This is a genomic window from Rhodococcus sp. MPR-R1B (assembly GCF_058793255.1).
The window spans coordinates 180,419-194,041 of the sequence record NZ_JBXAFO010000009.1; the positions used below are offsets into that span (position 1 = coordinate 180,419).

Below are 13,623 nucleotides of genomic sequence, written 5' to 3' on the forward strand. Positions count from 1 at the left end.
AGCCATTCAGAAACTATCTCCGGAGGATCGTATGTTGGGTTCCCTTTTTTCCATCAGCTCTGAAATCGGTGTTCCGTCCGTCGACGCGCTCTTCGAGGCTGCTCGGACCATCATCGGCGCGCTCTTCGGCCTGAGCTGACACGTCGCAGCGACCTTCCCCCGCGGTGAAGAAAGTCCCTGTTCTCCGACAAGGAGAACAGGGACTTTCGTGCAGCCTGCAGGTGAGCGTTTGCGTGGCGGTGAGTGAGTGACCTACCGGCCGTTCTGTTGATACGCGATCGCTGTCAGCAATCCGACTTCGTCGTTCACGTCTGCGGTGCTGCTGAGCCCGATCTTGTGGGTCGACTGCCCGGGAGCTTTGGCCGGGACAAGAAGTTCGGATTCGGGGGCCTCGACAAAACGTAGTCCGAGGTCGACTAGGGCCTTGGTGGCCGCTGCGATGGCGGCGAATTGGCGAGCGCGAACGAAGGGCGTGTAGGTTCCGCGGCCTTCGACCCGAACATCGGTTCCGAGTTCTTCGATCAGACGTCGGGCTGCATCGAAGATCGGCCGCAGTGCTGCCTTCGGGCCGCTGTACTGCTGGTCGATGTATTGCTCGACGGTCGGCTCCACCCATCCGGACTGTTCGGCAGTCTCGAATGCAATTGCCCACTGCGAATTCTGCGGTACACCGTGCTCTGCTTTCAGCCACTTGCGCACTTCGTTCTGATCGAGCGGGTCGACCCCGGACGTCCGTACGGCCTCAACCCATTCTTCGAGGGTGCGCCCGGTACGGTCGCGCATGGACGAGGTGACTGCGGCCATCATGTCGGAGGGTTCCATGTGTCTGTTCTACCGGTTGTCACTGGTCTTCCGGTTGTCGCTGCTCTCTCGGTTCTCACTGTGCACGGGGAGCTCGCTCAGTCGATGCCGAGCATCGTCTTGAACGCGCGCACGCCGGTCACTTCGACGGGATACGGCGGTGCGACAAAATCTTCGCGGCTGAGGGTGAAGAGACGACGCACGGTCATGCGACCGTCGGCAGCCAACTCCTCTACTGTGCCGTCTGCGCGGTACCCGACTTTGGTGGACACCGTGATCGAGGCGGGATTGTCCGTGAATGCCGACGACACGACGCTTCGTGCACCCAAAGAGTCGAATGCGAATGCGCAGATTGCCTGTCGGGCGAGAGTGCCGACACCCCGGCCTTGGAACCCGCGTCCGATCCACGAGCCGGTTTCACCGGTACGACTTTTGGGAAAGTCCGTCGCGGCGAACGCCTGGCAGCCGACGATTTCTCCGTCGACGACAATGGCTGTTTCGAATTTCCAGTCGGTCATGGTCATCGCTCCGCGGACCGACCAGTGGTATTGGATGAATCTTCGCGACACTTCGTCGGGAGTGCCCACCGTCCAGGGGACGAGAAACGGCATCTGTTCGGCAGGGTGAATGCCGGCTCGGACCAGCGCAGTGAGTTCGGGGAAATGATCGTCGCGCACAGGGAGCAAGGTGACGGGCCCACACGTGATCGTGACTCCGTACGGAGGCCAGATCTCTCGCAGTGGGTCAACCATCGGCTTCAGACCTTCGTTTCGTGTGCGAATCGGGTCACAGTCTGGCATGCCAGGCCCGTCCGAGTGAGCGACTTCTGGTCATCGGGATTCTTTTGCCCTCGCGGTACGGAGTCGTGACATTAGTGTGTGGACGGTGACTACAGACAAACCGGTACGTCTTCGTGAAGGTAGATCGCCTGACAGGCTTTCGCGTGGTGTGGTGGCCGGATACGCAGCGGGAAGTGTCGGTACGGGTGGATTCGGTGTTCTGCCAGGTCTGGTACTGGCGTACTACCTGACCGACACGCTCGGCGTTGCCGCGGCGCTCGCGTCGCTTGTGGTCATTGTCCCGAAAATCGCCGACGTCCTGATCGATCCGCTGATCGGGTCGATCAGCGACCGAAGCTCTCATCGAACTGGTACGCGAGTGCCACTCATGCTCGCAGGCGCTCTGGGACTGCCGTTGCTCTTCATTCTCACGTTCTCGGCCCCGGTGTCGGCCGGCCCAGGAGTCGGGGCGATGTGGGTGCTCGTCTTCTTCCTGCTCGCGGCGAGTGCCTACAGCCTCTTTCAGGTTCCATATATCGCGTTGCCGACCGAGTTGACCGGCGATTACCACGAGCGCACTCGGTTGGTATCGGTTCGAATTGCGGTGTTGGCCCTGACAATTCTGGTCATCGGCGCCGGCGGACCCGAGCTCCGCGATGCTGCCGGAGGCGGAGCACGCGGTTATCTGGTCATGGCGATCGGGGTGTCGGCGCTGATGTGCGGGGCAATGATCTGGGCAGTTCGCGGAGCCGCGCGCCACACGGTGACTCACGCGGACGCGCCGGTCGGCTCGTTGCTCTCGCAGTACCGGGACGGGTTCGACGCGATACGACGTACCCGCGCGTTCCGATTGCTGGTCAGCGTCTTCGTGCTCCAAGCTCTTGCCACCGCCGTGATGTTGGCGGGTGCGCAATATCTGGCGACCTATGTGATGGGCAACGAAGGTGCGCTCACCGGTCTGTTCGTTGCACTCGTCGGACCAGCTCTCGTCGTCATGCCGCTGTGGTACCGGTTCTCGCATCGGTACGGAAAGCTTCGCGGTTACGTGGTGTCTTCGGTTCTGTTCGTCGTCGCCACGGCGTTGTTGACGCTTGCGGCTGTCGACGCGGGTTCGTGGATCTACGGTGCCGTCGCGCTTGCCGGCGTCGGCTACGCCGGCATGCAGGTGTTCCCGCTGGCGATGCTTCCGGACGTCATCGAGGACGACGCGCGAATCGGTGGGCGCCAACGCGGTGGTTCGCTCAGTGGTATCTGGACCGCCGCGGAAACCGCAGGCCTTGCCCTGGGACCCGCGGTGTTCTTGGGTGTACTCGCGGTGACCGGCTTCGTCTCGAAAACTGCGGGCGAGACTGTCGTGCAACCGGAATCGGCGCTGACCGGAATTGCCCTCGGCTTCTCGGTCGTGCCGGCGATCCTGGTTGCGATCAGCCTGGTCGTATTGCGGAATTACCGCACCGAACAAGAATCCACTCACGAGAACGAAAGGTGAACGATGAGTTCCACTCGGGCCGAGGAACTTCAGGGCAAGATCGTCGAGAGCGCAAACCTCGAGAAGAGGGCGGCCGACATCTTGAGTCGGTTGCGTTCGCTTCGCGAGCAGGACGCTCCGACGCACGGAGGCCGGGTTCTGTCGTACGTGTACGACAGCGGCCTCGCAGCGCTCGACGAGTTGGCAGCGGACGCAGCTCGATTGGTTCAGCCGGTCAACGGTCTCGACCCGACGGTGTTCCCGTCCACCGCGGTGATGGAGCGTGAGTTGGTTGCGTTCGCACGCGAGTTCCTCCATGGAGCTTCAGACCCAGCCGCAGATACAGACGCCGGAGGCGTAGTCGTCGGCAATGTCACCAGCGGCGGAACGGAGAGTTGTGTGTTGGCCGTCAAGGCAGCTCGCGACTTCCGTGGGCTCCCGCCGGGTGAGGGTTCGCTGGTTCTTCCGACCACCGCGCATGCCGCTTTCCACAAGGCAGCTCACCTGCTCGGACTGGAACTGATCCTGGTACCAGTAGATCCCACGTCGGGGCGCGTCGGCGCACAAGATATTGCGACGGCAGTTCGGAAAGACACGGTCTTGATCGTCGTCTCCGCGCCCAGCTACCCGTTCGCGGCGCTCGACCCGATCGCCGATGTCGCGGAAGTTGCTCGTGCACATTCGATTCCACTGCATGTCGACGCCTGCATCGGTGGGCTTGCGTTGCCGTGGTGGGGTGATCTGCCACCCTGGGATTTCCGGGTGCCCGGGGTCACCAGCATGTCCGTCGACTTCCACAAGTACGGATACTCGCCCAAAGGCGTTTCGGTCCTGCTGCACCGAGGGCGAGATCTGCATCGCAAGCAGTATTTCGGACTCACGGACTGGCCGGGGTACCCGGTGGTCAATCCCACGCTTCTCGGTTCCAAATCCGTTGCTGCTCTTGCCGGTGCTTGGGCGATTTCGCAAGTCCTCGGGCAATCCGGGTACGCCGAATTGGTGTCCCGGGCGCAGCGGGCCACTCGTGCACTGATCGGCACGGTCGAGGCAATCGAGGGTCTTCGCGTCGTGGGCTCGCCGGTGGGACCACTGTTCGCGGTCGCTACCGACGATTCCGTGCCGCTCGAACGGCGAGTGGATCCGCATCGCTGGGTGAGCGCTGTCGGTGCTCGCGGCTTCGTCCTTCAAGGGCAGCCGGCGTCGACGCAACCTGACGGGACGACGTTGCCTCGAACAACCCACCTCACCGTCACCCCGGTGACGGAATCTGTGCTCGGCGAGTTGACCAGCGCACTCGTCCTCGGTGCCGACGACGTTCGCGGCTCGGCGGCAGCCGAGGCGCCGCCGGCCCTGGCAGAGTTGGCCGGAGCATTCGAACGTGGCGATGTCACCGTCGCCGATGTTCTTGCGTTGCCCAGTGACGCCGTCGCGGCAGCGTTGACGTCGGCGGGGCTGGATCCTCGGGGCTCTTCCGATTCTCCCTTGGACATGGCGGCCGTCCTCGCGGCAGTGGAATCGCTGCCACGTGAGGCCACGAAGAGACTGCTGGTGGAATTCCTCGCCGGAATGGTGGAGCCCTGAACTCGGCGATGAATACCGAAACCGCGATGAACACTGTCCAAAACTCGGACAAATGGCGCGAAAGATTCGCGAATCGGGCGTAAGTTTTCTGTCATCGGCTAACCATCTTTTGTCGGAGGGTTGATCAGTGACTGGTGCCGCGGCCAAGATTTTGACGGTGTTCGAGGAAGTGATCGGGGTTCCGCTTCCGGTTCGCGTGCGATGTTGGGACGGTTCGGAGGCAGGGCCACCGGACGCCGCCGCACAGGTTCACTTCCGGAATCGGCGTGCCCTACGGCGGGTCCTCTACTCTCCCAACGAATTAGGGCTGGCGAGGGCGTACGTTTCCGGCGATCTGGACGTAGACGGCGACATCTTCGCGCTCCTCGACGTCCCGGAACTGGTCACGCGGCTCGGTGAGTCACGTTTGTCGACGTTGCCGCTGCGCTCGATTGTTCGCGCCGCCGGTACTTTCGCCGGCTTGGGAGCGGTGGGTCCACCACCGTCACCCCCGGCGATCGAGATGCGTAGTAAGCGAGGCAAGCGGCACAGTAGATCACGCGATTCGGCGACTGTCTCCCATCACTACGACGTCGGGAATCGCTTCTACGAACTGCTCCTCGGGCCGAGCATGGTTTATTCGTGCGGATACTGGCCGGAAGGTGTCGAATCCCTCGAAGCTGCTCAGTACGCGAAGCTGGACTTGATTTGCCGCAAGCTCGATCTGAAGCCGGGAATGCGACTGCTCGACGTCGGCTGCGGTTGGGGATCGATGGCATTACACGCCGCCCAGAACTACGGCGTCGACGTCGTCGGAGTCTCGCTGAGCAACGAGCAGGTCGAATACGCCAAGGGGCGAGTTGCCGACGCGGGTTTGACCGATCGCATCGAGATTCGGGTGCAGGACTACCGCGACGTCGACGACGGCCCTTACGACGCGATTTCGAGCATCGGCATGTCCGAGCACGTGGGCCTGGTCAATTTGCCGGTGTACACGGCAAAACTCTACGACCTGCTCGTGCCGCAGGGTCGTCTGCTCAATCATGCCATCGCCGCGGTGAAGTCGTTGTCGGACAACGTCGATGACGGTCCCAGCTTCATCGACAGGTACATCTTCCCGGACGGTGAGATCCTTCCTTTGAGTAAAACCATTGATGCGCTGGAACTTTCGGGTTTCGAGACGCGTGACAGCGAAGCGTTGCGCGAGCATTACGCACTGACACTGCGCGCATGGGTCCAGAACCTTCGTGAGAACTGGGACGCATCGGTCTTACAGGTCGGTGCTCCCCGGGTGCGTACCTGGTTGCTGTATCTCGCTGCCAGTGCCCTGGGTTTCGAGGAGCCGCACAGGCTTACGATTCATCAGGTTCTGGCCGTGAAACCAGGGGATCGGGGGGCCAGCGGCATGGCCCGCTCGCGTGACAACTGGTATCGATCGATTGAAGTCCCGCAGATCGAAACCGGTCCGCGCGTCGACTGAGGCCTATACGTTGGATTTCCATGAGCACCCGGAAGGTTGTCCTCGCGGCACTGACGATTTCGGCCGTTGCGGTATCAGCGCTGTTGCCGACCTCGCTGTTGTTCACACCGATGTCGAACGCCGAACCTGTGAACGATTTCTACGATGCGATTCCGGGCGACGTCGGTGATCCGGGTTCGGTGATTCGGACGGAACCGCTGGCTCTGGCCGGTGCCGTCGGCGGAGTGCCTGGTGTGGGGACCCGGATCCTGTATTCGAGTACCGACACCCACGGATCCAAGGTTGCTGTGTCGGGCTCGTACCTGGAGCCGGCTGCCCCGTGGTCAGGAGCGGGCCCCCGCCCGACGGTGGTGATCGGTCCGGGTACGCAGGGCCAAGGTGATCAGTGCGCGCCGTCGAGGATGTTTCCCACTGCCGGTCAGCTCCGCCTGGCGGAACCCGGGAATCCGTCGAACTACGGTGCCGGTGTGGACAGTGTCGGTGTCAACTACGAGTCAGCTTTTGCTTTCGCTTTCCTCACCCAGGGCGTTCGTGTATTCGTCACCGACTACATCGGACTCGGAACACCCGGCGTCCATACCTACGTCAATCGCGCCGAGGAAGCCCATGCGATGTTGGACGGTGCACGCGCTGCCCGAGCCCTCGCGCAGGCAGGAGAGGACGATCCGATAGCGCTGTGGGGCCATTCGCAGGGCGGCGGCGCCACTGCCGCTGCAACCGAACTGGCACCCGAATACGCGCCTGAGTTGAATCTGGTCGGGAGTTACGCGAGCGCGCCCCCGGCAGACCTGGCAAGCGTTCTGCGTCATATCGACGGTACCGGCCTGATGGCCGCGATCGGTTACACGATCAACGGCGTCCTCGACCGCTATCCCGCCGCCCGAGAGCCGATCGAATCTCGACTCAACGACTACGGCCGGTCCGTGCTCGCCGACGTCGCCGGGCAATGCCTCATCGATTCCCGAACCAAGTACGGGAAGCAGTCGACGGCGTCGTGGACCACAGACGGACGACCACTCGCCGACGTGGTGGAATCGGTACCGGAGATCCAACAGGTGATCGAGGAACAACGCATCGGGTGGCGAACCCCGGCCTCGCCGATTCTGGTCAACGGAGCGCTCAACGACGATTTCATCCCGTACGAGCAAACCCGGCGCCTGGTTCAGGACTGGTGCGCGCGCGGGGCCGAGGCGACGTTGTTCACCGACACTTTGCCTGCGGTGAATCCGGGGAGCGGCAACAACCACCTCGCGCCGGCCGTAGCGGATTTCGGCGTCGGATTGCAGTACGTGCTGGACAGATTCAACGGCAAGCCGATAGTCGGTGCGTGCAACGCCTGAGTCGCCGTGTCACGTAACCACCGTCTCACTTCTAACAGTGGTTGACTGAGCCCGTGAACGATCGACCGCACGACCTTCCGATCAACCCGGTTCCACGGAGCGCCCTGGGTGCCGGGCCGGCGCTGAGAGTGTCGACGGGTCTGCTGCTCGGTGTGGCCGCCGGTGTCGTCACGGCGTTGGTCGGCTATCCCCGATTCGCGTTTCTGATCGGCTGGGATGTGGCGGCGATGGTGTTCACGGTGTGGACGTGGATTCTGGTCTGGCCCTTCGACGCGACGCTCACCGCAAGCCACGCAACGCGCGAAGAGCCGGCCCGAAACGTCGCGCACCTGCTGATTCTCGGTGCCGCCGTCGCGAGCCTGGTCGGTATCGCGTTCTTGCTCCTGGCGGCACCCGACGGACATCACTACCAAGTAGTGGCGGCATCGGTTGCAGTCGGCAGCGTCGTGATCTCGTGGCTGGCGGTCCACACGCTCTTCGCCCTCGGATATGCACGGCTGTACTACTCCGGCCCCGACGGCGGAATCGATTTCAATCAGGAAGAACCGCCGAGGTACAGCGATTTCGCCTACGTGGCGTACACGGTCGGGATGAGCTTCGCGATTTCCGACACCAACTTGAAGTCGTCGGACATGCGCGCGATGGCACTCGGCCACGCATTGCTGTCGTACCTGTTCGGTTCGGTGATCGTGGCGTCCGTCGTCAACTTGATTGCGGGCCTGTGATCTCTCGAGCCGTGTGACCGATCAAGCCGCTGCACGCCCGATGCTCGAGAGGAAGCCGGCGGCTCCGAAGAACAGGCCGGCGAACACTCGATTGGTGGTTCGCTGCTGTTTGGGGGAGCGCATCAAGGTGAGCACCCGGGCGGCCAGGCCGGTGTATCCGGTCATCACGATCACGTCGACTGCGCACATCGTGGCGGCGATGATCAGATACTGCGGCAGCAGCGGCGCCGACGGGTCCAGGAACTGCGGGAGCACTGCGAGCATGAAAACGACGGCCTTCGGATTGCTCGCGTTCACGAGAAATCCGCGAAGCATCATCATCGGACCGGAACTGCTCGCGGCTGCCTCGTCGGTCTCCACCTCGGTGGGCGCCGATCGCCACTGCCTGATCCCCAGGTAGACGAGGTATGCGACACCGAACCACTTGATCAAGGAAAAGGCCACGGTCGAACTGGCGAGAATTGCACCGACCCCCGCCGCGACAATTCCGATCTGCAGCAACAATCCCAACTGCAGCCCGAAGATGTTCCAGTATCCGCGTCGCAAGCCGTAGGCAAGTCCCGACGACATCGACGCAATGGCGCCGGCCCCCGGCGACAGGCTGATCACCCAACTTGCTCCGAAGAACGCCAACCAGACGTGCCAACTCATGTCGAAAGTCCTTTGATCGGGAAATACTCCCGACAACGAGCACGCACGGGATCAGAAAAGTGTAGACGGACAGTCCTGCTCACTGCTCGCGACAGTGCAATGATCGGGAGATGACGTCGTATCCCGTACTCGACCTGACACCCGACGAATTGCTGACCACAACGCGGACCGTTCGAAAGCGTCTGGATCTGACCCGTCCCGTGCCGTTGGACCTGGTGAAGGAATGCCTCCAGATCGCCCTGCAAGCGCCCTCCGGTTCGAATCGCCAGGGCTGGCAGTGGATGGTGGTGACCGATCCGGCACTGCGTGCAGCAGTCGGGCAGATCTACAAGGAAGTGACCGACGAGTACCTTGCCTCTCACGGTTCGGCGGCAAAACTCTTCGCCGATGATCCCGATCGCGCGCCGATCCAACAGCGCGTGGGCACCAGCGTCGCGTGGCTCGGTGAGCACATGGGTGAGGTGCCGGTCCTTCTCATTCCGTGTATCAAGGCGGGCAAGACGCTGCCGGAGGGGAACCAAGCCGGCCTGTGGGGTTCGCTACTCCCGGCTGCGTGGAGTTACGCGCTGGCCGCGCGGGCACGTGGGCTCGGTACGGCGTGGACGACATTGCATTTGCAGCGTGAAGCGGAAGTTGCCGAGCTGCTGGGTATTCCGGCCGGATTCCATCAGGCTGCGCTCATCCCGACGGCGTACTTCACCGGCGAGACGTTCAAACCCGCCGCCCGTGAACCGGTCGACAACGTGCTGCACGTGGACCGATGGTGAGCCTGATCTACTCGGCGATCTGCTCGATCGACGGGTATGTGGCTGATGAGCAAGGAAACTTCGACTGGGCGGTTCCCGACGCGCAGGTCCATGCGTTCGTCAACGAGCTCGAGAGGGGAGTCGGCACGTACCTGCTCGGGCGCCGGATGTACGAGACGATGATTCCCTGGGAAACAATGGCATCCGAGGATCTCGAGCGTTCTTCGGTGGCAGGAGGACTTTCGGCTCCGGACGAGTTTGCCGGTATCGAGGCGGCGACCGCCGAGTTCGCTCAGATCTGGCGTGGAATCGACAAGATCGTGTACTCCACGACGCTGAACGAGGTGTCGACCGCACGTACCAGGATTGTCCCGAGCTTCGATGAAGACTCCATCCGTTTGCTCGAGAGTGAAGCGGTACAAGATATCTCGATCGGTGGACCGACGGTTGCGGTTAGTGCTTTCGCGGCGGGTTTGGTCGATGAAGTCAGACTGTTCCTGTGTCCGGTCAGTATCGGTGGCGGATTGCGAGCTCTCCCGGAAAGCCGGCTTGATCTGCAACTGCTCGAGGAGAAAACCTTCGACGGCGGCGTCATCTATCTGCGATACGCCGTTCGCTAAGCAATCACCATCACTGCCGTGACGACGCCGAGTAGAGCGATGTAGGCGGCGGCATGGACTCGGTCCGGTATGGCACCGACGATTCGTCGGCTCAGCGCGATCGCCGGTAGGGAACCGGCGAGTAGTGCACAGACGGCCAGAAGGTCGACAGCGCCGACTCTGCCCGCCGACAGATCCGAGGCTGAACTGTGCCCTGATGAGACCGCATACACCGCAGTCGCGACGACGGCGACAGGCAAGCTCAACGGGTTGGCGCTCGCGGCGGCGTCGGCCATCGGAACTCCGCCGCGTCGCATCATCGGAACCGTCATGACGCTCCCGCCGACTCCGAGGAAACTTGCGACGGCACCGATGCCTATCCCGACAGCGCGGACGCCGTGACGGTCAAGATGTTCGCGAGGTTCAGGTGGTGTCAGAAACCCTTGTCGCAGAAGACTGTCCAGGATTGTCACCAGCAGGTAGAGCACAAACAGAATCCGGACGACGCCGTCGTCTACGTGGCCCGCCGCAACCGCTCCGAGCCCGGCTCCGAGTGCGACGGGGCCGATCAGAGGTCTGATGTACTCCGTCCGAAGCCGTCCTGACTTCCTGAATGCGACTGTGGCACCGAGTGAATTGACCACCATCACGGCCGCCGAGGATGCGACGGCGACATGCATCGGATCGATGACGTCCGGCCTCAGCGTCGATGCAGCGTAAACGACTGGGACAGTGACGAACCCGCCACCGAATCCGAAAAGAACGGTGGTGACTCCGGTCAGGGCGCCGAAAGCGAGAAGGATGAGGGAGTAGTGAAGCACTTGATGAACGGTAGCGATTTCTCCGTTGGCGCACATTCGAAGGTTCGCCACGCTCCATTGTAAATCGGACACGGACTCGGTAGGTTCCTCCGGTGCGCAACATCTCGATCAACGACGTCGATCACTCACCCCGCGGTGTTCTCGCAATCGGAACCGACTACCCACCCGGTCACGTGCTGGCGGCCCACGAACATCGGCGAGCCCAGTTTCTCTTCGCTGTGAACGGTGCGATGAACGTCGAAACCGAAGACGGTGAGTGGACGGTTCTGCCGTCCAATGCGGTCATGATTCCCGCCGGTGTCGCTCATGCCGTGACAATGGACGGCGTCAGCACGCGAAGCCTCTACATCGAATCGTCCGCAGCGCCGTGGTTCCCGGTCAGGTGCCGAGTCGTCGCAGTATCGTCGCTCCTGCGTGAGCTACTTGTCGCTGCAGTCGACGTGGATGTCGAGCTGAATGTGGAGGACGACTTCCCCGCACACGGACGCGGCGCCGCGGTACTTCAGCTGATCCTGCACGAACTTCGCGATCTTGCGCCCCTACCTGTGGAACTCCCGCTGCCTCGGCACCCGGGATTGCGGGCGTTGTGCGCGCAGTATCTCGCAGCCCCGTCGATCCATGACTCGCCCACGCGGTGGGCTGACCGACTCCACGTCAGTGAACGAACACTGCACCGCTTGCTGATCTCGGAAACGGGGATGAGCGCGTCGTCGTGGATGCAGCGTGCCTGCATTCTTCACGCGCTTCCGAAACTTTCTGCCGGGGCCAGTGTGACGGCCGTTGCGTCTGAACTCGGATACTCGACGCCGGCTGCCTTCGCGGCGATGTGCACCCGAGTCTCGGGTGCACCGCCCAGTAGCTATCGGGCGCGCGTCACGACACAGACACCGGGATGATGTCGGCGACGACGTCGTGGATGAGACCGTCACGGACTTCGAAGGTTTCACGAATCTCCACGGTCATGAGGCGAGTGCCGCCGATTCCCGCGTCCAGCAGGTAGGTGGTCGAGACGATGTCCCCGGCCTCCGACATCTCGAGGTCTCGGACGCCCTGGATAACGCGGTATTGGATGCCGTTTTCGAGGTCGGCGGACATCTGTGGTCCGGAGAACCCCGTCTTGAGTCCGGCTTCGACGCGGGTCGCATCCGGGGCGAAATGAACATCGGAGACGTCATGGGAGACGAGGGCGTCGATGTAGGCGCGTGCTTGCGCCTCGCGGGGTGAATCGGCCGGGTTCGGGGCTGCCGTCGCAGCGCCTCCGGCAACCAGGATCAGGACAGCGGTGGCAGCGGCAGTTCCGGCGATATTTCGCAGTGTTCGCATGGGACATCCTAACGACGAGGAGTGGAGGAATTTCGGAAAACGGCCCTCATCGAGTAGCCGTACAGCTGCGGGGAGGATCGACGAGCGAGCAGAAAGCCGGGGCCATGACGGGCACGTAGTCGGCCCCGACGCCGTTCTCGTGAATGATCCGGCGGTAGGCGTCGACGCCGTCGGTCGGGATTCGCGCCGCAGTGGGATCGCCGAGAACATCGACCGTGTAGAGGCCGAATCGAGGTCGGTACGAACCCCATTCGTAGTTGTCGGTGATGGACCAGTAGTTGTAGCCGATCACGTCGGCACCGTCTTCTCGGGCGCGTTCCATCCAATAGATGTGATCGCGTAAGTGATTCGCGCGTGTGTATCCGTCGGCACGCGGCGCTCCGTTGTCGGTGGGCATGCCGTTCTCGACGATGTAGAGGGGGAGTTCCGGGTACTTGCCCGAGTACCGCATCAATGCGTCGTACAGGCCTTCGGGCTGCGGCGTGACGTTGTAGAACTCGTCGAGTGCGGCGTACGCGGCAGTCGGATTGTTCAGGGCCACACCGTAGTAGTAGTCGATGCCGAGAAAGTCGAGCTTGTCGCGCACTCGATCCGTGAATACCGAATCGATCGCCTCGGACACGCCGGGAATGAAGGAGAAATTACTGCTTACACGGGCACCGGGATCGAGAACATGGATGCGGTCGTAGATCGCCCGGTGGACTCGGACCAATGAGTCGAACATCGACGGCGCCTGGGTGAGTGCGATTCCGCCGTAGGTCAATTCGCGCTGAACGTACACAGTCGGCTCGTTGATCGTGATCCACAGCGCCCCGATTCCGGAGTACCGCTCGACTACCTTCTCTGCGTTGACGAGCCAATCGGCTTCCGTCTTCGGATTTGTCCAGCCGCCTTGATCGACAACCCATCCCGGATACACCCAGTGGTCGAGCGTGATCATCGGAGTCATGCCCCGCGCGCGGATGTGAGCTACCACGTCGTCGTAGTAGGCGAATTCGGTCTCGTTCCAGCTCCCGGCGGCGGGCTGAACTCGCGCCCACTCGACGCCGAATCGGAAAACCTTCGATCCCAGATCGGCCGCCCGGTCGATGTCCTCGGCGTAGCGATGACGGAAGTCGACCGAGTCACCGATCTTGTCGTGGGTTCGTCCGGAATCGGAGTATCGAGACCAGTTGCTGTCCGGCGACGAACCTTCCGATTGGAATCCGGAGGTGGCAACGCCCCAGAGGAAGTCATCCGGTACCTCAGCCGAGGCGTGAGCGGGAAGGGTCAGCGCCCCGAGCAGGCACGTCAGTGCCATCAGCGCAGGCGCGATAGACCGTGACAGGGC

General features: G+C 62.5%; 14 protein-coding genes. 8 read left to right on the top strand and 6 right to left on the bottom strand.

The features are described 5' to 3' along the window. Positions 1 to 252: 252 nt before the first annotated feature. Entirely contained in the window at positions 253 to 822 is a 570-nt protein-coding gene (locus AC1Q61_RS15235; protein ID WP_042449568.1) for a DUF5655 domain-containing protein, read from the bottom strand. Positions 823 to 899: 77 nt separating this feature from the next. Next, the gene (locus AC1Q61_RS15240) at positions 900 to 1,553 is read right to left on the bottom strand and encodes a GNAT family N-acetyltransferase (protein WP_179090782.1); all 654 of its coding nucleotides are present in this window, start codon (positions 1,551 to 1,553) and stop codon (positions 900 to 902) included. Positions 1,554 to 1,677: 124 nt separating this feature from the next. On the opposite strand from AC1Q61_RS15240, the gene AC1Q61_RS15245 reads away from it, so the two are divergent. The 5 genes from AC1Q61_RS15245 (at position 1,678) to AC1Q61_RS15265 (ending at position 8,153) form a co-directional block, all read left to right on the top strand. Continuing rightward, the gene (locus AC1Q61_RS15245) at positions 1,678 to 3,069 is read left to right on the top strand and encodes an MFS transporter (RefSeq protein WP_042925076.1); all 1,392 of its coding nucleotides are present in this window, start codon (positions 1,678 to 1,680) and stop codon (positions 3,067 to 3,069) included. A 3-nt stretch (positions 3,070 to 3,072) separates the two neighbouring features. After that, positions 3,073 to 4,629, top strand: a complete 1,557-nt coding sequence (locus AC1Q61_RS15250) for a pyridoxal phosphate-dependent decarboxylase family protein (RefSeq protein WP_215515942.1) — start codon at positions 3,073 to 3,075, stop codon at positions 4,627 to 4,629. A gap of 127 nt (positions 4,630 to 4,756) precedes the next feature. Beyond that, positions 4,757 to 6,088, top strand: a complete 1,332-nt coding sequence (locus AC1Q61_RS15255) for an SAM-dependent methyltransferase (protein ID WP_042925073.1) — start codon at positions 4,757 to 4,759, stop codon at positions 6,086 to 6,088. A gap of 20 nt (positions 6,089 to 6,108) precedes the next feature. Continuing rightward, positions 6,109 to 7,428: a lipase family protein gene (locus AC1Q61_RS15260; RefSeq protein ID WP_042925070.1), complete on the top strand. Its 1,320-nt coding sequence runs from the start codon at positions 6,109 to 6,111 to the stop codon at positions 7,426 to 7,428. A 53-nt stretch (positions 7,429 to 7,481) separates the two neighbouring features. Beyond that, entirely contained in the window at positions 7,482 to 8,153 is a 672-nt protein-coding gene (locus tag AC1Q61_RS15265) for a DUF1345 domain-containing protein (protein ID WP_030537075.1), read from the top strand. 21 nt (positions 8,154 to 8,174) lie between these two features. On the opposite strand, the gene AC1Q61_RS15270 is transcribed toward AC1Q61_RS15265, so the two are convergent. Continuing rightward, entirely contained in the window at positions 8,175 to 8,804 is a 630-nt protein-coding gene (locus AC1Q61_RS15270) for a LysE family transporter (RefSeq protein ID WP_037130153.1), read from the bottom strand. A gap of 110 nt (positions 8,805 to 8,914) precedes the next feature. Here AC1Q61_RS15270 and AC1Q61_RS15275 point away from each other — a divergent pair, with 110 nt between their 5' ends. Next, on the top strand, positions 8,915 to 9,571 hold the full coding sequence (locus AC1Q61_RS15275) for a nitroreductase family protein (protein WP_003942413.1): 657 nt from the start codon (positions 8,915 to 8,917) through the stop codon (positions 9,569 to 9,571). Beyond that, on the top strand, positions 9,565 to 10,170 hold the full coding sequence (locus AC1Q61_RS15280) for a dihydrofolate reductase family protein (protein WP_050655344.1): 606 nt from the start codon (positions 9,565 to 9,567) through the stop codon (positions 10,168 to 10,170). The genes AC1Q61_RS15275 and AC1Q61_RS15280 overlap by 7 nt, the downstream gene beginning before the upstream one ends. On the opposite strand, the gene AC1Q61_RS15285 is transcribed toward AC1Q61_RS15280, so the two are convergent. Next, a complete protein-coding gene (locus AC1Q61_RS15285) occupies positions 10,167 to 10,970 on the bottom strand; it encodes a sulfite exporter TauE/SafE family protein (protein WP_228232677.1) in 804 nt (267 codons plus the stop codon). The genes AC1Q61_RS15280 and AC1Q61_RS15285 overlap by 4 nt on opposite strands. Positions 10,971 to 11,062: 92 nt before the next feature. Here AC1Q61_RS15285 and AC1Q61_RS15290 point away from each other — a divergent pair, with 92 nt between their 5' ends. Continuing rightward, entirely contained in the window at positions 11,063 to 11,866 is an 804-nt protein-coding gene (locus AC1Q61_RS15290) for an AraC family transcriptional regulator (RefSeq protein WP_042923086.1), read from the top strand. On the opposite strand, the gene AC1Q61_RS15295 is transcribed toward AC1Q61_RS15290, so the two are convergent. After that, positions 11,844 to 12,293, bottom strand: a complete 450-nt coding sequence (locus AC1Q61_RS15295; RefSeq protein ID WP_007732260.1) for a DUF8021 domain-containing protein — start codon at positions 12,291 to 12,293, stop codon at positions 11,844 to 11,846. The two genes, AC1Q61_RS15290 and AC1Q61_RS15295, sit on opposite strands and share 23 nt — an antisense overlap. Before the next feature lie 46 nt (positions 12,294 to 12,339). Then, positions 12,340 to 13,593 carry a glycoside hydrolase family 1 protein gene (locus tag AC1Q61_RS15300; RefSeq protein ID WP_082239003.1) on the bottom strand — a complete coding sequence of 418 codons (1,254 nt, stop codon included), beginning with the start codon at positions 13,591 to 13,593 and terminating at the stop codon, positions 12,340 to 12,342. Between the last annotated feature and the right edge of the window lie 30 nt (positions 13,594 to 13,623).

Bases quoted from the DNA above. Each gene is read 5' to 3' on its own strand.
- AC1Q61_RS15240 (WP_179090782.1), bottom strand. From the start codon at position 1,553: ATGGTTGACCCACTGCGAGAGATCTGGCCTCCGTACGGAGTCACGATC.
- AC1Q61_RS15295 (WP_007732260.1), bottom strand. From the start codon at position 12,293: ATGCGAACACTGCGAAATATCGCCGGAACTGCCGCTGCCACCGCTGTC.
- AC1Q61_RS15270 (WP_037130153.1), bottom strand. From the start codon at position 8,804: ATGAGTTGGCACGTCTGGTTGGCGTTCTTCGGAGCAAGTTGGGTGATC.
- AC1Q61_RS15275 (WP_003942413.1), top strand. From the start codon at position 8,915: ATGACGTCGTATCCCGTACTCGACCTGACACCCGACGAATTGCTGACC.
- AC1Q61_RS15250 (WP_215515942.1), top strand. From the start codon at position 3,073: ATGAGTTCCACTCGGGCCGAGGAACTTCAGGGCAAGATCGTCGAGAGC.
- AC1Q61_RS15300 (WP_082239003.1), bottom strand. From the start codon at position 13,593: ATGGCACTGACGTGCCTGCTCGGGGCGCTGACCCTTCCCGCTCACGCC.
- AC1Q61_RS15280 (WP_050655344.1), top strand. From the start codon at position 9,565: ATGGTGAGCCTGATCTACTCGGCGATCTGCTCGATCGACGGGTATGTG.
- AC1Q61_RS15235 (WP_042449568.1), bottom strand. From the start codon at position 822: ATGGAACCCTCCGACATGATGGCCGCAGTCACCTCGTCCATGCGCGAC.
- AC1Q61_RS15260 (WP_042925070.1), top strand. From the start codon at position 6,109: ATGAGCACCCGGAAGGTTGTCCTCGCGGCACTGACGATTTCGGCCGTT.